Source organism: Aeromonas sp. ANP5 (assembly GCF_963870295.1).
GTDB classification, from domain to species: domain Bacteria; phylum Pseudomonadota; class Gammaproteobacteria; order Enterobacterales; family Aeromonadaceae; genus Aeromonas; species Aeromonas veronii.
Window position 1 is genome coordinate 69,739 of record NZ_CAWMRY010000006.1, and the last position, 21,850, is coordinate 91,588.

Here is a 21,850-nt window from a genome sequence, read left to right on the forward strand (position 1 = left end):
CCCTGCGGCAAATTATACGCGTTTGAAGATCAGTGAGCCATTGGTGCCGCCAAAACCAAACGAGTTGGAAAGGGCGTACTCGAAGCTACCTGGCTTGGCCACATGGGGTACCAGATCCAGATCGCACTCATCATCCGGGTTGTCCAGGTTGATGGTGGGCGGAGCCACCTGATCACGCAGGGCCAACACTGTGATGATCGCCTCGATGGCACCGGCGGCGCCCAACAGGTGACCGGTCATGGACTTGGTGGAGCTGACCATCAGGGATTTGGCGTGCTCACCAAACACCGACTTCATGCCACGCAGTTCAGCCACATCACCCAGCGGGGTGGAGGTACCGTGCGCGTTGATGTAACCAATCTGCTCGGGGGCAATGCCAGCATCCTTGATGGCATTTTTCATGGCGCGAGCACCACCGTTGCCATCTGCAGGAGGCGCAGTCATGTGGTACGCGTCACCGCTCATGCCAAAACCTACCAGCTCGGCGTAGATCTTGGCGCCACGGGCCTTGGCGTGTTCGTACTCTTCCAGCACCAGTACACCGGCACCGTCACCCAGCACGAAACCATCGCGATCTTTATCCCACGGACGGCTCGCTTTTTGCGGCTCGTCGTTGCGGTTGGAGAGTGCCTTGGCGGCAGCGAAGCCACCCATCCCCATCGCGGTGGAGGCTTTCTCGGCACCGCCGGCGACCATCACGTCGGCATCACCGTAAGCGATCATCCGGCCAGCCATACCGATGGCATGGGTACCTGTGGTACAGGCGGTAGTCACGGCGATGTTCGGCCCTTGCAGACCTTTCATGATGGAAAGATGACCGGACACCATATTGATGATGGTGGACGGAACGAAGAAGGGACTGATCTTGCGCGGGCCGCCGTAGACCAAGCTTTCGTGGTTCTGTTCAATCAGACCCAGACCGCCGATACCGGAGCCAATCGCCACGCCGACACGTTCGGCATTCTCTTCATTGATGGTCAGGCCGGAATCATCCAGCGCCTGCATACCGGCCGCGATGCCGTATTGAATGAAGAGATCCATCTTGCGAGCGTCTTTACGGTTGATACCGTACTGCTCGGGATCGAAATCCTTGACCAGACCTGCGAAGCGGGTTGCAAACTCGCTGGCATCAAAATGTTCGATAAGGGAAATGCCGCTCTGCCCGTTGAGCAGTGCTTGCCAGCTGGATTCGGCAGTGTTACCCACCGGGGAAAGCATCCCCAAGCCGGTCACCACGACTCTGCGTTTTGACACTGAGGTAGTCTCCGAGAGGTGTTTTGAAAGGGAACAAATACAAAAGAAGCGGCCCTTGGGCCGCTTCTCTTAGAACAGGAACTTATTCCTGATTAGCGGTGATGTAGTCGATAGCCGCTTGAACAGTGGTGATCTTCTCGGCTTCTTCATCAGGAATTTCGGTATCGAATTCTTCTTCCAGCGCCATTACCAGTTCAACGGTATCCAAAGAGTCAGCGCCCAGGTCGTCGACGAAGGAGGCAGCGTTCTTAACGTCTTCCTCTTTAACACCCAGTTGTTCGATGATGATTTTCTTTACGCGTTCTTCGATGTTGCTCATGACCTGAATTTTCCTTTAAAAATACGCTATTTGCGTCTGGTTGGGGTAGTTTATTCAATTGACGTGAGTTTGCAAGTAGCTTGCCGCTGGTCAAACCACGAAATGTGCCAAACTTCGGCGTACTATCGCAAATTTGAACAGATCTTACGACAAATTGATTACACCATGTACATCCCGCCATTAACATGCAGGGTTTCGCCGGTGATATAGGCTGCTTCATCAGAAGCCAAGAATACCACAGCTGCGGCAATTTCTTTTGGATCACCCAAACGGGCGGCAGGCACCTGACTCATGATGCCGGCACGTTGATCGTCATTCAGGGCACGGGTCATGTCGGTTTCGATGAAACCGGGGGCAACCGCGTTCACTGTGATACCACGGGATGCCACTTCCCGCGCCAACGATTTGGTAAAACCAACCAGACCGGCCTTGGCGGCAGCATAGTTGACCTGACCGGCATTGCCCATGGTTCCCACCACGGAGCCAATGCTGATGATGCGACCGTGACGTTTCTTCATCATGGCACGCAACACCGGTTTGCTCAGACGATAAAGCGAGGTCAGATTGGTATCGATGATCTCGTTCCACTCGTCATCTTTCATCCGCATCAACAGGTTGTCACGGGTGATCCCCGCGTTGTTGATCAGGATGTCGATGTCGCCAAAGCGCGCCTTGATGGCGGCGAAGACGGCTTCGATGGATTCTTGGCTGGTCACGTTCAGTGCCATGCCGCAACCATTGTCGCCCAGATAGGCGCTGATCGCCTCGGCACCGCTCTCGCTGGTCGCCGTACCGACCACTTTCGCGCCACGGGCCACGAATGTTTCGGCAATCGCACGGCCGATGCCACGACTGGCACCGGTCACCAACACAACCTTATCGGTAAAGCTCATCACTTGCTCCTGTTTACTTGATCTGGGCCAGCGCCTGCTCGAAAGAGACGGCATCGTTGGCGTGAATACCTTCCACGCGCTTGTCGATGCGCTTGGCGAGCCCGGTCAACACTTTGCCCGGTCCCATCTCGATCTCGAGGGTAACGCCCTCATTGGCCATCCGCTCGACAGTCTCGGTCCAACGAACCGGGCTGAACAGCTGACGTACCAGCGCTTGCTTGATGGCGGCCGGATCCTGTTCACAGGATACGTCGACATTATTGATGACCGCGATGGTTGGAACCTTGACCTCGATCCCGTCCAGCGCAGCTGCCAGTTTTTCTGCGGCAGGTTTCATCAGCGCGCAATGAGACGGCACGGAGACTGGCAGCGGCAACGCACGCTTGGCGCCAGACTCTTTCATCAGCACATTGGCGCGCTCAACGGCCTCTTTGTGACCGGCGATAACCACCTGGCCCGGGGAGTTGAAGTTGACCGGAGAGACCACCTGCCCTTGTGCCGCTTTTTCGCAGTTGGCGGCGATGGATTCGTTATCCAGACCGATGATAGCAGCCATGGCGCCGGTGCCTTCGGGTACCGCTTCCTGCATGGCCAGACCACGCAGCTCGACCAGTTTGACCGCATCGGCAAAATCAAGTGCGCCACTGCAAACCAGCGCGGAGTACTCACCCAGGCTGTGACCCGCCATGACGGCGGGGGTTGCCCCACCCAGCTGTTGCCACAGGCGCCACAGGGCGACAGAGGCCGTCAGCAGCGCAGGCTGGGTGTGCCAGGTTTTGTTCAGATCTTCAACCGGACCATTCATCACCAGGGCAAACAGGTCATAACCCAGCACCTGACTCGCCTCGGCGAAGGTCTCCTTGATCACGGCATGTTGTTCGGCCAGCTCGGCCAGCATGCCAACGGACTGGGAACCTTGTCCCGGGAAGGCAATGGCAAATTGGGTCATCATTGATTCCTTTTAGATAAGACAAAAATGAAATCGGTGACGGGATGATGGGCGCACCATCCCGCCGAAGATCAGAGGCGAACCAGCGCCGAGCCCCAGGCAAAACCGCCACCAAAGGCTTCCAGCAGTACCAGCTGACCCGGTTTGATCCGGCCATCCCGCACCCCTTCGTCGAAGGCGACCGGAACAGAAGCGGCAGAGGTATTGCCGTGCTTGTCGAGGGTCAGCACCACTTTATCGAGGCTCATACCGAGCTTCTTGGCGGTGGCACTGATGATGCGGAAGTTGGCTTGATGCGGCACCAGCCAGTCCAGCTCGCTCGGCTCGATACCTGCAGCGGCCAACGTTTCGGTTACGATCTCGCTCAAACGGGTGACCGCGACCTTGAAGACATCGTTGCCCTTCATATACATGTAGGCTTCGAGCTCGGCACCCGGCATGCCGCGACGGGGATGAGGCAGCTTGAGCAGCTCACCATAACGGCCATCGGCATGAAGATGGGTTGAGAGGATACCAGGCGTCTCGCTGGCACCGACAATCACAGCCCCTGCCCCATCACCAAACAGGATGATGGTGCCGCGATCTTGCGGATCGCACATGCGGGAGAGCACATCGGCCCCGACAACCAGCACATGGCGGGCAGCGCCGGATTTGACGAACTGATCGGCAATGGAGAGCGCGTAGGTGAAACCGGCACAGGCCGCTGCCACGTCAAAGGCAGGAATGCCCGGTACGCCGAGCAGCCCCTGCAGCTCGCAGGCGGCAGCCGGGAAGGCATTTTCAGCACTGGTGGTGGCCAGCACTATCATATCGAGATCAGCAGCGGTCAAACCGGCTGCATCCAGGGCACGCAGAGCGGCCTGGTAAGAGAGGGTGGCAACGGTCTCGTCAGCACCGGCAATACGGCGCTCACGGATACCGGTGCGTTCCACGATCCACTCATCACTGGTCTCAACCATCTGCTCGAGATCGGCGTTGGTACGCACTGAACTCGGCAGGTAGCTGCCAGTACCCAGAATTTTGCTATGCATAGAGTTCTTATAGATCCCTGTCAGAGAAGACAGCTTCAAGGCGATCTGCTATTTGCAGTGGAAGTTGATGTTTGGCCTCTTGTGCGGCCAGCAGGATCGCATTACACAGAGCGCGCCGTTCGGCCCGCCCATGACTTTTTACCACAATGCCGCGCAATCCTAACAGACTTGCCCCGTTATACTGGTCGGGGTTCAGGTAAGAAAAACGCCGTTTGAACATAAATCCGGCGATCCGGCCAAGAAAAGTGCGTTTCTTGCGGGGATATCCGGCCAGCTGGGCCATCATCCGCACCACCCCCTCGGCCGTCTTGAGGGCGACATTGCCGACAAAACCGTCGCAGACGATCACATCGCTGTCACCGCTGAAGATGCGATCTCCTTCGATGAACCCGACATAATTGAGCGCGTGGCACTGGCGCAACAATTCGGCACTGTGGCGTACCAGATCATTGCCCTTGATCTCCTCCTCGCCGATGTTGAGCAAGGCAACACGGGGGGATGCAATCCCTTCGACCTTTTCGGCTACGACGGAGCCCATCACGGCAAACTGCAACAGGGTATCCGCATCGCAACTGACGTTGGCGCCGAGATCCAGCATCACGGTGCGCTTGCCGCTCAATGTCGGCAGCGCCTTGATAAGTGCCGGCCGATCGACCCCGGGCAGGGATTTGAGCACGCACTTGGCCATCGCCATCAGCGCACCGGTATTGCCGGCACTGACGCAAGCATCGGCCTCACCGGCTTTCACCAGATTGAGTACCACCCTCATGGAGGAGTCTTTCAGAGTACGCAGCGCCACGATCGGTTTATCGCCCATGCCAACCACTTGGGATGCATGTACGAAACGGACTCGGGGATGATTCAGCAAGCCATGTTGCTGCAGCAGAGAGGAGGTCTGGTGCTGGTCGCCGACCAGCATCAGTTTTAGCTGGGGTAAAAGAGACAGTGCCTGCACGGCGGCAGGCACTGTTTCCGAGGGGCCAATATCTCCCCCCATGATGTCTAGCGCGACAGTTTGCGTAGACAAAGGCAATCCTTAAGCGATTACCTTTTTACCGCGGTAGAAACCATCGGCAGTCACGTGGTGACGACGATGGATTTCGCCACTGGTCTGATCAACAGTCAGGGCAGCGGTGGTCAGCGCATCGTGGGAACGACGCATGCCACGCTTGGCACGGGTTTTACGGTTCTGTTGTACGGCCATTGTAGGCTAACTCCTAAATTCACTTACGTTTAAGCTCTTCAAGAACTGCAAAGGGATTCGGCCGCTCATCAGCAGGTTCGATTTCACCCCAAGTCATCTCCATGTTACCGCGGGGACACACATCCAGAGAATGCATGGCTACCTGAGGCAACGAGAGGATGAGTTCATCCTCCAGGATTTGATGAAGATCCATCTCGCCGTTTTCGTCCAACTCAATGGGCTCATAAGCTTCCGGCAGTTCTTCCTCGTTTGTTCTTTCGAACAGCGGAGTGTAGATAAATTCAGCTTCACAGAGATGTTCGAAAGTCTCTCCGCAACGTTGGCAAACCAGGTCAACCTTGGCATGGGCAGTGCCTTTCATAACGGTTAACTTCTGGACATCTTTGCCAAAGTGCAGCGATACCTCGATATCACTCCGCAAGCCAGCGGTTGATTCCTCCAGCCTGGGCATCTGCGACTTTTCCACTATCCCGACATAGTCGAGCAGCTTCAAGGCACTACGGACTGGATCAACCTTAACGGGCAACTTCACCTTTTGCATAGGGCGCGAATAATATAGGTCCAACAACTGATAGTCAAAGGAAAAAGTCCTTACCGCCGATGATTTTAACGCCACAAGTCCCTAGAATGCCGGTACTTGCTTTCATCGGTACCTGATTATGCCACAGAATCTGATCCTCGCCTCAACTTCTCGCTATCGCAAAGCCCTGCTGGAGAAGCTTGGCCTCCCCTTTGAATGTGCGGCTCCCGATGTGGATGAACGCCCGCTGGCTGGCGAATCCGCCGAGGCGCTGGTGGCAAGACTGGCTCGTGCCAAGGCTGATGCTGTCGCCCAACATCGTGATCACGGCTTGATCATCGGATCTGATCAGGTGTGTGTCTGCAATAATCACATCCTCGGCAAACCGGGCACCATCGACAATGCCATCGCCCAGCTGATGGCGGCTCAAGGTCGCAGCGTCACCTTTTACACCGGGCTGTGCGTACTTAACGCTGCAACCAATGAGATTCATCAATTGATTGAACCGTTTACGGTCCACTTTCGCGATCTCGACGAATCCGCCATTCGCCGCTATGTAGAGGCTGAACTGCCCCTCGATTGTGCGGGCAGTTTCAAATGCGAAGGGATGGGGATCGTGCTGTTCAAGGGGCTGGAAGGGCGCGATCCTAACGCCTTGATCGGTCTGCCGCTGATCGGCCTGATCGAGCTGCTGGAGCGCCACGGTATTGCCCTGCCCTGATTGCGGACGAATAGATAAGCTAGAACGAGAATATAAAAAGCCCGGTCAATACACCGGGCTTCTGTTATCAATCAGATCGATGTCTCTTAAAGAGAGGCGTTTATAACAGCGCGCGAAGAGCCGCCATGGAATCCACCACCGCCACAGGCCCGTGACGACCGAGGGCATCACGACTATCTACACCCCAAGTAACGCCAATACGCGGCATGGCGATTGCTTCGGCCATCGCCATATCGTGAACAGAGTCGCCGATCATTACGGCCTGACGGGGTGATAGCCCCAGCTCGTCCAGGATCTGCTCAAGCATCAGCGGATCAGGCTTGGAGCGAGCCTCATCGGCCCCACGACTGGTCACAAACGACGGGCGCAGCCCGGTCTCATCCAATACCCGATCCAGCCCACGGCGTGATTTGCCGGTCGCGACGGCCAGTTGCAGCCCTCGTGACCGCCAATCATGCAGCAACTCCCCTGCCCCAGAAAACAACGGGCTGGGGGTGGCATCGTGCAGATAGTGATGACGATAGCGATCGATGAGTGCGGCAATCTGGCGCTCATCAAAGGCACTACCACTGCCACTACTTAAAGGGAATAGACGGGACATGGCGACATCAAGGCTCAATCCGATGATCTGCCGGATCTGGGCTGGTGCAGGTACCGCCAGCTCACAATCTCTGGCGGCCCCTTGCACACAGGCAACAATCCGGGCTACCGAATCCATCAGGGTGCCGTCCCAATCGAAAATGGCGAGTCGGATATCCTGCATCAGCGTGGCAAGCCGTTGAGGAAGTTGTCGAGCTCAGGTGCCAGCGGCGCTTCTACCTGCATTTCGCGACCATCAGCCGGATGGGTGAAGCTGAGCTTCCAGGCATGCAAAAAGAGCCGTTTCAGACCTTGGCTGCGCATTTTCTCGTCAAACGCCGCTTCACCGTACTTATCGTCACAGGCGATCGGGTGACCGGCATGCAGGGTGTGCACGCGGATCTGGTGAGTTCGGCCTGTGATGGGGCTGCACTCGACCAGGGTCGCTTCGGCAAATTGACGCACGATACGGAACCTAGTTTCGGAGGGCTTGCCATCGGCACTGACCCGCACCACCCGTTCACCTGACTGCAGATCGTTTTTGCGCAGCGGGGCATTGACCACCTTGACGTGAGCCTGCCATTTGCCGCGCACCAGCGCCAGATACTGCTTGCGCATCGTTTTGACCCGCAACTGTTCATGCAGGCTGCGCAGGGCGCTGCGTTTTTTGGCAACCAGCAATACACCAGAGGTGTCGCGATCCAGTCGATGAACCAATTCGAGGAAACGGGCTTCCGGACGTAGGGCTCGCAGCCCCTCAATAACGCCAAAACTCAGGCCACTGCCACCGTGTACTGCCATGCCGGAGGGCTTGTTCAGCACGATCATGGCATCGTCTTCGAACAGGATCTGGCTCTCCAGACGCTGGATAACCCCGAGGTTGGCCGATGGCAGTTCATTCTTCTCGGCAACGCGCACGGGGGGGACCCGCACCTCATCGCCTGCGCAGAGTTTGTACTCCGGTTTGATGCGCTTTTTGTTTACTCGCACTTCACCTTTACGAAGGATGCGATAGATCAGGCTCTTGGGGACGCCCTTTAGCTGAGTCTTGAGAAAATTGTCGATGCGCTGCCCGTCATGCTCAGCTTCGATGGTGAGCAGCTGCACTTGTTGTTGTATCTGTGTCATGGCGCGGATTTTAACACTGCCAGCGCCCCTTGGCTGCATGGTTTGTTGAAAAATGGCGCCTTGCTATAAAAGAGGTTTAAATGGGATAATAAACAAGGTTTTGTCATTGTGTTCAAGCCTTGTACTAAGTGGCCAAAAAGTATGCCACCCAATCCCGAAACACCGTGTATACAAGAACATGACGGTTCCCGGGTGCGAGGTACAACGCATGGAGAACACAAACATCACCGTTTATTTGTCTCCATTTCGGCATCCTTATTCATTCCTTCTCGAGAAGTGATGACCAGAACGCCCTTAGTTTGCGCCTCATGCATACCCCAACCGGGAGGTTGCCCCAGTATGCTGAAGACCCGAGGCCGGCGCTGGCAGGACCCAGATGGAGGAAATCAAAATGACACAATAATGAGAACTCAATGAAAAGAATGCTTATCAACGCAACTCAAGAAGAGGAGTTGCGCGTAGCGCTGGTTGACGGACAACAGCTCTACGATTTGGATATTGAAAGTCCGGGACACGAGCAGAAGAAAGCGAACATTTACAAGGGTAAGATCACCCGCGTAGAACCCAGCCTTGAAGCTGCTTTTGTCGACTACGGCGCCGAGCGCCACGGTTTCCTGCCGTTGAAGGAGATCGCCCGCAATTACTTCCCCTCCGGTTACTCCTATCAGGGTCGTCCCAACATCAAAGAAGTGGTCCGCGAAGGTCAGGAAGTTATCGTCCAGATCGACAAGGAAGAGCGTGGCACCAAGGGTGCAGCCCTCACCACCTTTATCAGCCTGGCAGGTAGCTACCTGGTACTGATGCCCAACAACCCCCGTGCCGGTGGTATCTCCCGCCGTATCGAGGGTGATGAGCGGACTGAACTGAAAGAAGCCCTGAGCGGATTGACCGTGCCGGAAGGCATGGGCCTGATCGTGCGCACTGCCGGTGTAGGCAAGTCTCCGGAAGAGCTGGAGTGGGATTTGAACGTTCTGCTCAACCACTGGGACTCCATCCACAAGGCCTCCCAGGAGCGCGCTGCGCCGGTACTGATCCATCAGGAAAGCAACGTCATCGTGCGTGCCATCCGTGACTATCTGCGTCGCGATGTGGGCGAGATCCTGATCGACAATCCGGTGATTTTCGAACGCGCCAAGGCCCATATCGAGCTGGTACGTCCCGATTTCCTCAACCGTGTGAAGCTGTACAAGGGTGAAGTTGCCCTGTTCAACCACTTCCAGATTGAGAGCCAGATTGAATCAGCCTTCCAGCGTGAAGTGCGCCTCCCTTCCGGTGGCAGCATTGTTATCGATCCGACCGAAGCTTTGACCTCCATCGATATCAACTCCTCCCGCGCCACCAAGGGCGGCGATATCGAAGAGACTGCGCTGCAAACCAACCTGGAAGCGGCCGACGAAATTGCCCGTCAATTGCGTCTGCGCGATCTGGGTGGCCTGATCGTAATCGACTTCATCGACATGACCCCGGTTCGCCATCAGCGCGAAGTGGAAAACCGTCTGCGTGAAGCGGTGCATCAGGATCGTGCCCGCATCCAGCTTGGCCGGATCTCCCGTTTCGGTCTGCTGGAGATGTCTCGCCAGCGTCTGCGCCCCTCCCTCAACGAGTCCAGCAGCCATATCTGCCCCCGTTGCCAAGGTCAAGGCGTGATCCGTGACAACGAATCCCTCGCCCTGTCCATCCTGCGTCTCATCGAAGAAGAGGCCATGAAGGACAACACCGAGCAGGTTCACGGCCAGGTGCCGGTGGATGTTGCCGCCTATCTGCTTAACGAGAAGCGTGCTGCCATCGCCAGTCTGGAACAGCGCAATGATGTGCGTGTTTACATCATTCCGAACCAGCATCTGGAAACTCCGCACTACGAAGTGACCCGCATTCGTCAGAACGAGATCCCGGAAGCGGCCAGCTACGAGCTGAAAACCGAGATTGCCAAGCCGGTCTACCAACCGAAGCAAGCTCAGGTGATCGAGCGTGAGCAACCGCTGCTGCAAGGCTTTGCCCAACCGGCACAACCGGCCCCTGTTGCACCGCAACAGCCGGCGACTCCCGTTGCTGCGGCCCCTGCCGAAGCCGGCTTCTTCAGCAAGCTGATCAAAGGCATTACCGGCATGTTCAGCAGCGATGCAGCCCCTGCCGACGTGAAAGCTCCCGCCGAGAAACCTGCAGCTCGTGAAGCACGCAAGGATGAAGGTCAACGTCACCAGCGCGAAGAAGGTCGTGGCCGTGGTCAGCGTCCTCGTCGTGACGACAATCGTGGCAACCGCAACAATGCGGAAGCTGGCGAGAAGCGTGAAGGTGGCAACCGCGAAGCCGGTGAAAACCGCAATCGCCGTCCACGTAAAGAGCGCGAGCCTCGTCAGGAGCGTGAAGCTCGTGGCGAAGTGCGCAGCGAACAACGCATGGAACGTGAACCCCGTCAGGAGCGTGAGCCTCGCGAACCGCGGCAGGAACGTGCGCCACGTCCTGCCCGTGAACCTCGTGCTCCCCGTGAGCCGCGCGCCGAAGTCGTTGTTGAAGCGGTAGACGCCGTTGATGCAACTGCCGTCCAGCCACGTCAGGAGAAAGAGCAGAAAGTGGCCGAGCGCCGCGAACGTCGCCAACTGCGCAAGCAGATCCGCGTCGATGTCGCCGCTGCTGACACCCCTGCCCTGCCGGTTGAAGAAGTACCAGCGCAAGCTGAAGTGATCGATGCCACCGTGGGTAACGAGCAGGAAGAGCAGAGTGAAGGCCAGCGCCGTTCACGCCGCACTCCGCGCAGCCAGCGTATCGAAGGTCAGCGCCGCAAGCGCATCAACGAAGATGCCCGCAGCCAACGTGACGAAGAACAGCAAGATACCACCACTCTGACCACCGCAGCCCAGGCAGACATTGCCAAAGCGCAGGTTGAAGAGCCGGTAGTGCCTGTTGTTACCATCCCGAGCGCTGAAGCCGTCGCTGCTGCCCTGCAAGCCTCTGCGGCACTGACCGAGCATGTGGTTGTCGAAGCCGTTGCTGAAGAAGCTGCCGAGCAGGCTGCTGTTCAGGTTGAAGCAACTCAAGCTGATGTGGCCGCTAGCCCGGTTGTTGACGCTGTCGCAGAAGTCGTGGTTGCAGCAGAGCCGGAAGTTGCCGTTGTCGCCGCTCCGGTTGTTGAAGAAGCCCCTGCAGTCAACACTCCTGTCGTGGAAGCTGTACCGGCTGCAGTCGAAATGCCAGCTGCTGTTGTCGAAACACCGGCTCCTGTCGCTGCGGTTGCGGTGGAAGAGACTCCGGTCGTGACCAAACAGGTAGCTCACGGTGCTGGCCTGCTGGCTCGTGCCCGCAAAGCATCCGCCCCGATGGCAACCCCTGCCGAAGCCCCTGCCCTGCCTGCTCGTGAGCCGGTTAACTACCCGCCGCTGGTACGCAACGAAGTGAGCACATCAGGTCGTCATGGTGGCAGCACTGCCGCCGTCAACGTGGCCACCTGCCCGGCCGGTCGCCCCTAAGCAACCCAGGTTGACCCCCTAAACAAAAGCCACACCAACCGGTGTGGCTTTTTTATTTCTCTTTTCCCCTGTGCACTCACAGACACATTAATACCCATGCTCTGCAAAGCCGCTTTGTCTGTTATCTCTCTATCATTGAACACTGCGTTAACTCATGTTTACTTTTTCACGTAACAGAGAAGCCAGTTTTTCAGCGCCTATGTTCAGCATTGAGGCCAACTGATTTTGTTTGTTTAAAATCTTGTTTGTTGGCATACAAAAAGTTGTATAGATGACGGTCTGCAATGGGCTGGTGTGGGGTTCAAGATTCATTTGATATGGAACCGTCTGGTTCAATGCATACTTGCCAACTAGGGCATTCGGTTGTACCAAAACCTGAATCCCCCTTTCGCAGAATTGAGGAGGTTTGTCATAAAGCAAACCTGCCTCAGGTCTTGTTTAACTGATGATCAACTCAGGTTGCATCTACACAGATGTACATATAGGTAACTGTCGCTGATACAGATTGGCTTCCCGAAAGCTCGCCAGTTCCCCCCTATCCTAGCGGCAGCACAATCTATACACGGGATATTGGTTACGGTCCTTCCCCACACAATTAAGTGTTGAAACTGAGCCTGACGCTGGCCCTGATATGCGAGACTTCAGTAACCGCTGCTCAACGATTCTGTTTAAAAGGCATATAAAAATGCCGCCCGGTTTTGCAACCGGGCGGCATTGATCATCTTCTGTTATCGAGGATGAGCTATCAGGCCGTGGCCAGCTTGGCCTGCTCTTCACCGCGCTTGAGCATGGCGTAGGAGACACCGGTCAGCAGTGACCCTGCTGCAATCGCCACGATATACATCATGACGTTGCTGATAGCGTTCGGGATAAAGAGCACAAACAGGCCGCCGTGGGGTGCCATCAGCTCGCAGCCGAACAGCATGGAGAGCGCACCGGTCAGGGCGCCGCCGACCATGCAGGCCGGGATAACGCGCATCGGATCCTTGGCGGCAAACGGAATGGCCCCCTCGGAGATAAAACACAGACCCAGCACGAAGGAGGCTTTACCCGCTTCCTGCTCCGCCTTGATGAACTTGGTGCGGGCCAAGAAGGTGGCGATCCCCATCCCCAGTGCCGGCACCATGCCGGCGGCCATCACCGCGGCCATCGGGGCGTAGGTTTTGGAGGCCAGCAGACCAACCCCGAAAGCGTAGGCCGCCTTGTTGACCGGACCGCCCATGTCAAAGCACATCATGGCGCCGATGATGACACCCAGCAGCACGGCGTTGGCAGAGCCCATGTTGTTGAGGAAGGTGGTCATGGCATTCATGATGCCGGCCACCGGGCCACCCACTACGTAGATCATCACCAGACCGGTAAAGAGGCTGGCAAAGAGCGGAATGATCAGGATGGGCTTGAGCGCTTCCAGGGTCACCGGCAGGCGCACCTTGTCGCTCAGGTATTTGGCGCTGTAACCGGCCAGGAAACCGGCCACGATGCCGCCGAGGAAACCGGCGCCCAGCGAGCTTGCCAGCATACCGCCGATCATGCCGGGAGCGAGACCCGGGCGGTCAGCGATGGAGTAGGCAATGTAACCGGCCAGCACTGGGATCATCAGGGCAAAGGCAGAGCCGCCACCGATCTTCATCAGGGCGGCGGCCAGGGTGCCTTCCACCTTGAACGCTTCGATACCGAACACAAACGAGAGCGCGATGATAAGGCCGCCCGCGACCACCATGGGCAGCATGAAGGAGACACCGGTCAGCAGATGCTTGTATGGGCCTGCCTTCTCCTCTTTCTTGGGCTGGCTGGCACCGCTGTGGCGATAGGTTTTCGCCTCACTCCACGCCTTGTCGAGCTCGGCGCGGGTTTTCTTTAGCGCCGCACCGGTACTGGTGCGATAGACCTGCTTGCCATCGAAGCGCGCCATGTCCACTTCGATATCGGTGGCGAGGAATACCAGATCGGCAGATGCAATCTCCTCGGCAGTCAGGGCGTTCTGGGCACCGACCGAGCCTTGGGTTTCGACACGGATCTGATAACCCAGCTGTTTGGCCATGGTCTCCAGCGCTTCTGCCGACATAAAGGTGTGGGCAACGCCAGTCGGGCACGCTGTCACCGCCACGATGCGCTTGCCAGCAGCGGCCGGTTTGGCGGCAGCGGGAGCGGCTTGATGACGATAGACGCTGGCACCGCTGGTGGCAGCTTCCAGCAAGGCAGCCGGATCCTGCAGGGCGAGATCCATGCTGCCCTGATAGACTCGCTTGCCATCATAGGCGGCGAGATCCACCGGGGCACTGGCGACAACCACCACCAGATCGGCGGCGGCAATCTGCTCCTTGCTCGGTACTTGGCGGGGCTGCACGCTGGAGCCGACGTCGAGGGTGAGTTCCCAGCCAGCCAGTTTGGCCTGCTGTTCTATCCGTTTTGCAGCGAGAAAGCTGGTGGCAATGCCCGCCGGGCAAGCCGTAACCAAGATTGCTTTCATTGGGCATCTCCTGAGTTTTCCATTGAGGGGGTATGGCATTGAACCGGTGCCAGCGCATCCAGACGCTCTACGCGCACCTGTTCAAGTAAGGGGTTGAGCACATTGATATCGTCAAAGCCGACCGCCACTTGACTGACCGCCAAGGCCGAGACGGCGGTGGCCAGCCGCAGGGTCTGCTCCGGCGCCCAGCCGAGGCTGAGACCATGGGCGAGACCGGCCACCAGAGAATCGCCAGCACCTACCGTGCTGACCACCTGCATCCGCGGCGGAATGGCCTGCCAGACGGCATCCGGGGCAAACCAGATCAGACCATCGGCACCGTTGGAGATCACCACGTTGGGGATGCCGCTGGCCTGCAGCGCGCGGGCACACTCGGCCTGCTCGCTCAGGGTCTTGATGGGTCGACCCGCCCACTGGCTCAGCTCCTCCAGATTGGGTTTGACCAGGGTCGGCGCCGCCTTGATCCCTTCGCTTAACGCCGCGCCGCTGCAATCGAAGATCACCTGCTTGCCCTTGGCCTTGAGCAGGCGGATCAGATGAGCGCAGTAATCGGGGGCCACCCCTTTGGGCAGGCTGCCCGCCAGCACGAACCACTCAGCATGCGGAGCCAACTCGTCGATGGCCTGCTCCAGCGCACTCACTTCCCCTTGCTGGATGGTGAGTCCCGGCAGGTTGAGATCGGTGACCCGACCGGATTGCTCGGAGATCTTGACGTTGATGCGGGTGCTGCCCGCGACACGGACAAAGTGATCATCCAGCGCACGCTCGGCAAACAGGGAGACAAAGCTCTGCTCATTGTCTGCGCCCAGCCAGCCGGTGACGCCTACGTCGCGGCCCAGATCCTTGAGCACCATGGCGACGTTGATCCCCTTGCCCGCCGCGCGCAGGTTGGCCTCGCTCACCAGATTGACCTCACCAAGGCTCATCGCCTCGAGGCGGGTGGTGAGATCGAGGGCGGGGTTGAGGGTAATGGTGACAATCTTCATCAGTGTGCCCCCTCGCCGAGACCAGCGGCGATCGCCTCACCGATCCCCTTGAGGGCGGCTTCGGCATCAGCCCCTTCGGCGCGAAACGCCAGACGGTGCCCGCATTTGACCCCAAGGCCGATCACTTTCATCAGGCTCTTGGCGGAAACCGCTTCGCCGCTGCCATCCAGATTGGCCACCCGGATGTCGGATGCAAACTCTTTGGCCACCTTGACCAGCATGGCGCCGGGACGGGCGTGCAAGCCGTGGGGGTTGATGATGGTGAAGGTTTCACTAAGACCGCTCGCTGGCCCTGCCTGCAACATGGCCAACCCCTCGCCGCCCGCCAGCGTCGCCAGCTGACCAGCAGCCGCCAGTTTGGCCAGATTCTCCAGTTGCGGCAGATGGCCGCTATCTGCGGCGCACAGCAGCAGCATAGCGCTGACCGGCAGCTCCCCTGCCGTGATGGCGCTACTCGGGGTGGCCAGCACCCAACCGGTCTGGGCCGCTTGCGCCCGGGCCAACCAGACGCCCTCGCCCAGATAGGCAGGATCGCTTGCCAGCAGGGCGCTCACCATGGCGGCATCGCCCCAGCCCGCCGATTTGGCGCGGGCGGCTGCTCCCAGCAGCAGTTGGTCGCGATCATCGGCCGGGAAGTCAGCCAGGGTCAGGTATTGCACCTCTTTGGCGGCAGTGGCGCCAGTCAGGATGTTGATGATGGTGTCGGCATCGGTGGCCTCTTTGAGCTGGGCTGCCGCCTGCTCGTCACCCAGCACATGGGTGAGCTGGCGCAAAATGCCCAGATGCTCGTCGGACTTGGCGGCGATGCCGATGGCGACATAGGCGATCTGCCCCTCATCCCACTCGATACCATTGGGGAACTGGGCCACCATGACGCCTGTGCTCTTCACCAGATGACGGGTATCGGTAGTGCCGTGGGGAATGGCGATGCCGCTGCCAAGATAGGTGGCATGCTGCGCTTCACGGGCCAGCATCCCATCCACATACCCCGCTTCCACCAGACCGGCTTCAGTCAGTTTGCCTGCCAGCAGGGCAATGGCGTCCGACTTGGTCGCCACCGACTGCCCCAGCAAGATCTGCTCTCGCGCCAACTTCAACATAGAGACTCTCCATCAGGTTCCGGCCGCGCCGGTACGTCACAATTGAACATTCGGATAACTCGCCAGCTGACAATAGACCCGAACACGGTTGACTGTGATCGGAGCCTGATTTTCAGGCCACTGGGTCTCTTCGCTGCTGACAGGCTGAATCGTTTCACTTACACTCAGACTGAATCGTTTCAGCGAATTGATCAAGTACCCACCAAAAGTGCTTTTCAATGATATGATCCCGCGCACACTTTTCGGTGCCCTCACCCGGCAGTGACCGTGGGCCTTGCAACTCAAACAGAGCCAATATGATGAAACTGGATGAAATCGCCGCCCTCGCCGGTGTCTCGCGCACCACGGCAAGCTATGTGATCAATGGCAAGGCCGACCAATACCGCATCAGCCAAGCCACCCGCGACAAGGTAATGGCCGTGGTCACCGCCCACAACTATCAGCCGGACAGCCGCGCCGCCTCCCTGCGTGGCGGCCAGACCAAGACCCTCGGCTTTATCCTGCCCGACCTTGAGAACGCCAGTTACGCCAAGCTGGCCAAACGGCTGGAACAGGGGGCCCGGGCGCAGGGCTATCAGCTGCTTATCGTCTGCTCGGAAGATGAGCCCGCTACCGAAAAAGAGCTGGCCCAGATGCTGGTGAGCCGCCATGTGGATGCCCTGCTGGTGGCCAGCTGCCTGCCGCCGGACGACCCCTTCTACGGTAAATTGCAGGCGCAAGGCAGCCAAATCCTCGCCATCGACCGGGCGATGGCCACCGACAAGTTCGTCACTGTCGCCAGTGAAAACGAGAAAGCGAGCTTTGATCTCACCAGTTCCCTGCTCACCCCGACCTTGCGCCATATCGCCTTGATCACCGCGCTGCCAGCACTCACGATCAGTCAGGAGCGCAAAGCGGGTTTCGAGCAGGCTGTCGCCAGTCACAGCGCGGCTCGCCACCTATGCGAGGGAGATCACTTCTCCCGCCTTGAGGGGTATCGCCTGATCAAGGATCTGCATCAGCAGCTGGGTCAACTGCCCGAAGCGCTGATCACTACTTCCTATATCCTGATGGAGGGGGTACTCGACTACCTGTTGGAGCAAGAGATCGACATGAGCCAGCTCGCCATGGCCACCTTCGGGGACGATCGCCTGCTCGACTTCCTCCCCTTTGGCATCAACTCCCTACCCCAGCAGCACGACGCGCTGGCGAGCCAGGCGCTGGAGCTGGCACTCAAGGCGGTGAACGGCGACTACCAGAGCGGGCTGCACTATGTGAGCCGCACCCTCAAGCGCCGTCGCTAACCTGACCGCTGCAGACCCGATTTGCTGTCAATGGGTGGGTAAAGCGAACAGATGACAATAAGGCTGCCAGCATCGGCAGCCTTATTGTTTTCCCCCACAACCCTACCCGCCCGCCTTGCATTTTCTACCGTCTGGCCGACTAAACAACCGGCCTCCACACACCTTTCACCCCGCAACTAAACGCCAACGCCAACGCCACGACAAGGCACTCCCCCATCCGTGCTGCAACCACTTGGCTGACCTGTATCAATGAGCCCCTGCCAGTCATTTGTTCGGTGCTTTTTCCTGCAATTAGCCATCACTGTCATCATTTATTTCCACTTGTTGCCACAAGCCAGCACAAGATCCGTGTAAAAGGGGTTGTTTCCGCTATTTTGATCCGCTAACGTGGCAACCATCTTTTACAACTGACAGGTTTTAGGTACAGATGTTCCCGTTCCGATATTGCTAGCCTCCGGCCCTATCACCGGAGGCACCTTCTGATAACGCCAATTGGCCCCCTCTTGTTGACGTCACTGCTGACATCGCCTGTTTGCACTGACACCGCTACGTTCGGATGGATAACATGAATACCAAAACCCTGGGTTGTACCCTGTTGATTGCCGGCACCACCATAGGCGCTGGCATGCTGGCCCTGCCGCTGGCCTCCTCCTCTCTCGGCGGCCCCGCCACCCTGATATTGATGGTCGGCCTCTGGGCCCTGATGGCCTTCACCGCCATGCTGCAAGTAGAGGCCAGCCTCAACACCGGCAAGTGGTACCTGCACCAGCTGGCGGATCATCTGCTCGGCCCATGGGGCAAGCGCATCGCCTCCTTCTGTATCCTGATGCTGTTCTACTCGCTGGCCTCCGCCTACATCAGCGGCGGCAGCAGCCTGCTGGCACAGGCGCTGGCCGATGCGGGCATGCCCCTCAGCCAGGAGCAGGCCGCCTGGGCCTTTACTCTGCTGTTTGGCGGCATGGTCTGTGTCGGTACCCGATCGGTGGATTACCTCAACCGGCTGATGTTCACTGTCAAACTGGTGATCATGGTGGTGGTGCTGGCGTTGCTGCTACCACGCACCGAAGGGCAGCATCTGCTCTCGATGCCGCTAGGTCAGGGCCTGTTGCTGGCGGGCCTGCCGGTCATCTTCACCTCGTTCGGCTTTCACGGCTCCATTCCGAGTGTGATGCTCTACCTTGGTGACTGCCCCAAGCAGTTGCGCCGGGTCTTTGTCTGGGGCTCAGCCCTGCCGCTGATCCTCTACGTGCTGTGGCAGGTGGCGATCCTCGGTCTGCTCGGCCAGCAAGCCCTGCTGCAAACAGGCGGCGCGCTGGACAGCCTGCTGGCCAACGTCGGCAAGCTGGTGAGCTGGCCTGCGTTTAATCAGGCGATGCACCTGTTTGCCGATCTGGCACTCGCCACATCCTTCCTCGGGGTGACTCTGGGGCTGTTCGACTTTATGGCCAAGGTGACCCGCCGCAAGGACAACTGGCAGGGCCGCACCCAGACTGGCCTTATCACCTTTGTGCCGCCATTGCTGTTTGCCCTCTACTTCCCGCAGGGCTTTATCATGGCCCTCGGATACGCTGCCATTGCGCTGGCGATCCTCGCGGTACTGCTGCCGGTTGCGCTGGTATGGCAGAGCCGCAAACAGGCGCCAGCCCACCACTACCGCGCCCCGGGTGGCGTAGTGGCGCTGGGAGTGGCCGCCGCCATGGGCTTACTGATTGTCGGCGTACAGATCAGCGTCAGCCTTGGAATGCTGCCAGCGCTGTAATCCCAGATACTGAATGCCCCAAATAGCCAAGCCCCGCCAATTAACTTGACGGGGCTTTTTATTAGTGAAATTACTCTGACTTACAGGCCAAATTGGTAGTACTAGATTAAACGCAATATGTCAGCACAACCCACGAGTTGTCGCTTTATGGCTTTGCCCCGCGTTATGGTTATGGCGTAGTTTGGCGACTTAGCATCAACCAACATAAACCTGGCTATAAATTAGCCAAAAAATGATATTCACCTATCCCAATGACCACTTCTTTCTATTGAGCACTGTTTTATATGTAAACTGTGACTGCTATCTCATTTACCATAACGAGTCATTATATTACTATATAAACATAGAAGTTAATAATCATTATTGCATATACATCTAACTATGGTTTTACACAATGAAAATTGAGAACTTAAGGATAAGAAATTTCCGAACAATTGGGCAAGAACAGTCTATAGACCTAACCAATGGCGTAACAATTGTCGGCCCTAACAGTAGTGGTAAAACAAATATACTAAAGGCCATAGAATTAATTTTCACTGGTTTTGAAAATAAGTTCGGATATGAGTTAAAAACTGACAAAACCTTTGGTATTACAACAGAGCAGACTACTTTAACTGTTACATTTTCTGGTGATAGGCTTGATTTAGATAAAGATTTCTTTGAATTATATGATGAGTTAAACGATATGCTTGAAGAGCCAAAACCTTTAAGCAACACATTCCAACTTTATCTTTCATTCCCAAATTCAGAAAATCCTAAATATGTATTCTTTGCGAATGAAAAAAGAAAGCCAGATACAGCAAAGTCAATCTCTAGAATTCAACGCCAAGCAGTTTCAGTTCTGCTTGATAAATTTATATGTCATTATGTTCCATCATCAAAAAGCATTGGCGATCTCTATTCATCATTATTGCAGCCGTTCATAAAACGTTATGTTGCAAAAGTTTTAGATGATAAACTCCAAGATATCAACAACAGCCTAAAAGAAATATCCAATCATTTAGATGCCCAATTGAAAAATGCTGGACTAAATCATATCACCTCACACTTCTCACTGCCAAACAACTCTCTCGAGGAACTAATACATAAATTTGAGTTTAACTTGTCAGACCCGAACATGACCTCGATAGAGCGAAAAGGCATGGGAATTCAAGCCTCTGCCATTCTAGCCTCATTTCTTTGGATTACAAAAGAAGAAAGAAAATTAAATAAGAGTACAATATGGCTTATTGAAGAACCTGAATCTTACCTACATCCAGAGTTAGCTGGATCATGCCACAAAATGTTGAACGAAATTGGTGCAGAAGCTTTATTGGTTACGACCACACATTCTTTAGCTTTTGTATCACAAGATCCAACTCGAATAGCAGGAACTGTCAGTGATGCAAGTGGAACAAAAATAATAAAATATGACAATTATGTTCATGCCACAACATCGATAAGAAAAGCATTAGGTGTAAGATTTAGTGATTATTATAATTTAGGCGTTTCAAATATTTTTGTCGAAGGGAAGTCAGATAGAGAGGTTTTCAGATGGTTTTTAGAACATGTAACACCTGAACTTGATAGTAGGTTTGAATGGCCATTCGTCAGAAAATCAGAGTTTCTTGATTTCACTGGTGTAGCCGGTATGGAAGCCTTCATGAAAGCAACATACGAGTTCATTTATCTTGAACGTCCGGTTGTCACTATCTTAGATGGCGATTCTGCAGGGGATAACACAAGAAAGAATCTTCAAAATTACTTTGGGAATAAGAGAATCCCCTTTCAAGCAAATAAGGACTTCGTCACATTGCATGATGGATTCTCTCTAGAGGGGCTCTTCCCTCACTCATGGATTATTGAGGCTAATAATGAACACCCCAACTGGTTTTCTAATTTCGCCACTGATGTTCAAGGTATTTTAAAACCATTCGATGTTCGTACAACCGCCAACAAAGAGCAACTAAGAAACTATTTAAAAGAAAAAGCAATTGCATCAGATTCTTTAGATTGGGCTGAAAGATTCATAACGGTTTTCAATGTTGTTGAGGCAGCACTAAAAACTAGAAATGACGCTATTTACCGTAATAGCATAAATTAAAATAGCAGGTGATATTTTTATACGCCGTGCCAACTAATACTGGCACGGCCAAACGATAAGATGTTTCTGCACGAAGTTTCCCGTCAACTCCTCCAGTTCCAAACTGT

18 protein-coding genes are annotated in these 21,850 nt (G+C 56.2%); 5 read left to right on the plus strand and 13 right to left on the minus strand.

Translation table 11 applies throughout. The features are described from left to right. Positions 1–12: 12 nt before the first annotated feature. From fabF to yceD, 8 genes are all read right to left on the minus strand, one after another. A complete protein-coding gene (gene fabF / locus AACT07_RS05425) occupies positions 13–1,254 on the minus strand; it encodes a beta-ketoacyl-ACP synthase II (protein WP_069526841.1) in 1,242 nt (413 codons plus the stop codon). A gap of 82 nt (positions 1,255–1,336) precedes the next feature. Next, entirely contained in the window at positions 1,337–1,573 is a 237-nt protein-coding gene (gene acpP / locus AACT07_RS05430; protein ID WP_005300909.1) for an acyl carrier protein, read from the minus strand. Between the two features lie 158 nt (positions 1,574–1,731). Continuing rightward, complete coding sequence (fabG, locus tag AACT07_RS05435) at positions 1,732–2,466, minus strand: 3-oxoacyl-ACP reductase FabG (RefSeq protein ID WP_005351850.1); 735 nt, start codon at positions 2,464–2,466, stop codon at positions 1,732–1,734. A gap of 13 nt (positions 2,467–2,479) precedes the next feature. After that, positions 2,480–3,415 (minus strand): ACP S-malonyltransferase, encoded by a 936-nt coding sequence (gene fabD / locus AACT07_RS05440; RefSeq protein WP_069526842.1) that lies wholly within the window; start codon positions 3,413–3,415, stop codon positions 2,480–2,482. Positions 3,416–3,486: 71 nt separating this feature from the next. After that, a complete protein-coding gene (locus AACT07_RS05445) occupies positions 3,487–4,446 on the minus strand; it encodes a beta-ketoacyl-ACP synthase III (RefSeq protein ID WP_040065495.1) in 960 nt (319 codons plus the stop codon). Positions 4,447–4,453: 7 nt separating this feature from the next. Continuing rightward, the gene (plsX, locus tag AACT07_RS05450; protein ID WP_069526843.1) at positions 4,454–5,473 is read right to left on the minus strand and encodes a phosphate acyltransferase PlsX; all 1,020 of its coding nucleotides are present in this window, start codon (positions 5,471–5,473) and stop codon (positions 4,454–4,456) included. 9 nt (positions 5,474–5,482) lie between these two features. Beyond that, entirely contained in the window at positions 5,483–5,650 is a 168-nt protein-coding gene (gene rpmF, locus AACT07_RS05455) for a 50S ribosomal protein L32 (protein ID WP_005300935.1), read from the minus strand. A 19-nt stretch (positions 5,651–5,669) separates the two neighbouring features. Further along, complete coding sequence (gene yceD / locus AACT07_RS05460) at positions 5,670–6,191, minus strand: 23S rRNA accumulation protein YceD (protein WP_069526885.1); 522 nt, start codon at positions 6,189–6,191, stop codon at positions 5,670–5,672. 118 nt (positions 6,192–6,309) lie between these two features. Between yceD and AACT07_RS05465 the strand changes: the two genes are divergently transcribed. Next, positions 6,310–6,891 carry a Maf family protein gene (locus tag AACT07_RS05465; protein WP_069526844.1) on the plus strand — a complete coding sequence of 194 codons (582 nt, stop codon included), beginning with the start codon at positions 6,310–6,312 and terminating at the stop codon, positions 6,889–6,891. A gap of 100 nt (positions 6,892–6,991) precedes the next feature. On the opposite strand, the gene AACT07_RS05470 is transcribed toward AACT07_RS05465, so the two are convergent. Both AACT07_RS05470 and rluC read right to left on the minus strand, forming a co-directional pair. Further along, positions 6,992–7,654, minus strand: a complete 663-nt coding sequence (locus AACT07_RS05470; protein WP_069526845.1) for an HAD family hydrolase — start codon at positions 7,652–7,654, stop codon at positions 6,992–6,994. Then, positions 7,654–8,598, minus strand: coding sequence for a 23S rRNA pseudouridine(955/2504/2580) synthase RluC (gene rluC, locus AACT07_RS05475; RefSeq protein ID WP_005351815.1), 945 nt, complete (start codon positions 8,596–8,598; stop codon positions 7,654–7,656). Before rluC ends, AACT07_RS05470 begins: the two co-directional genes overlap by 1 nt. A 413-nt stretch (positions 8,599–9,011) precedes the next feature. On the opposite strand from rluC, the gene rne reads away from it, so the two are divergent. Then, positions 9,012–12,062 carry a ribonuclease E gene (gene rne, locus AACT07_RS05480; RefSeq protein WP_069526846.1) on the plus strand — a complete coding sequence of 1,017 codons (3,051 nt, stop codon included), beginning with the start codon at positions 9,012–9,014 and terminating at the stop codon, positions 12,060–12,062. A gap of 745 nt (positions 12,063–12,807) precedes the next feature. Here the strand turns inward: rne and fruA are convergent. Genes fruA through fruB form a run of 3 tightly spaced genes read right to left on the minus strand, consistent with a single transcriptional unit; the run spans position 12,808 to position 16,618 of the window. Then, positions 12,808–14,532, minus strand: a complete 1,725-nt coding sequence (gene fruA, locus AACT07_RS05485) for a PTS fructose transporter subunit IIBC (RefSeq protein ID WP_069526847.1) — start codon at positions 14,530–14,532, stop codon at positions 12,808–12,810. Next, on the minus strand, positions 14,529–15,518 hold the full coding sequence (gene pfkB / locus AACT07_RS05490; protein WP_069526848.1) for a 1-phosphofructokinase: 990 nt from the start codon (positions 15,516–15,518) through the stop codon (positions 14,529–14,531). The genes fruA and pfkB overlap by 4 nt, the downstream gene beginning before the upstream one ends. Continuing rightward, positions 15,518–16,618, minus strand: coding sequence for a fused PTS fructose transporter subunit IIA/HPr protein (fruB, locus tag AACT07_RS05495; protein WP_069526849.1), 1,101 nt, complete (start codon positions 16,616–16,618; stop codon positions 15,518–15,520). The genes pfkB and fruB overlap by 1 nt, the downstream gene beginning before the upstream one ends. A gap of 296 nt (positions 16,619–16,914) precedes the next feature. Between fruB and cra the strand changes: the two genes are divergently transcribed. The 3 genes from cra (at position 16,915) to AACT07_RS05510 (ending at position 21,743) form a co-directional block, all read left to right on the plus strand. Then, a complete protein-coding gene (cra, locus tag AACT07_RS05500) occupies positions 16,915–17,901 on the plus strand; it encodes a catabolite repressor/activator (RefSeq protein ID WP_069526850.1) in 987 nt (328 codons plus the stop codon). A gap of 565 nt (positions 17,902–18,466) precedes the next feature. Then, the gene (locus tag AACT07_RS05505) at positions 18,467–19,660 is read left to right on the plus strand and encodes an aromatic amino acid transport family protein (RefSeq protein ID WP_069526851.1); all 1,194 of its coding nucleotides are present in this window, start codon (positions 18,467–18,469) and stop codon (positions 19,658–19,660) included. 394 nt (positions 19,661–20,054) lie between these two features. Further along, positions 20,055–21,743: an ATP-dependent nuclease gene (locus AACT07_RS05510; protein WP_069526852.1), complete on the plus strand. Its 1,689-nt coding sequence runs from the start codon at positions 20,055–20,057 to the stop codon at positions 21,741–21,743. The last annotated feature ends 107 nt before the right edge of the window (positions 21,744–21,850 follow it).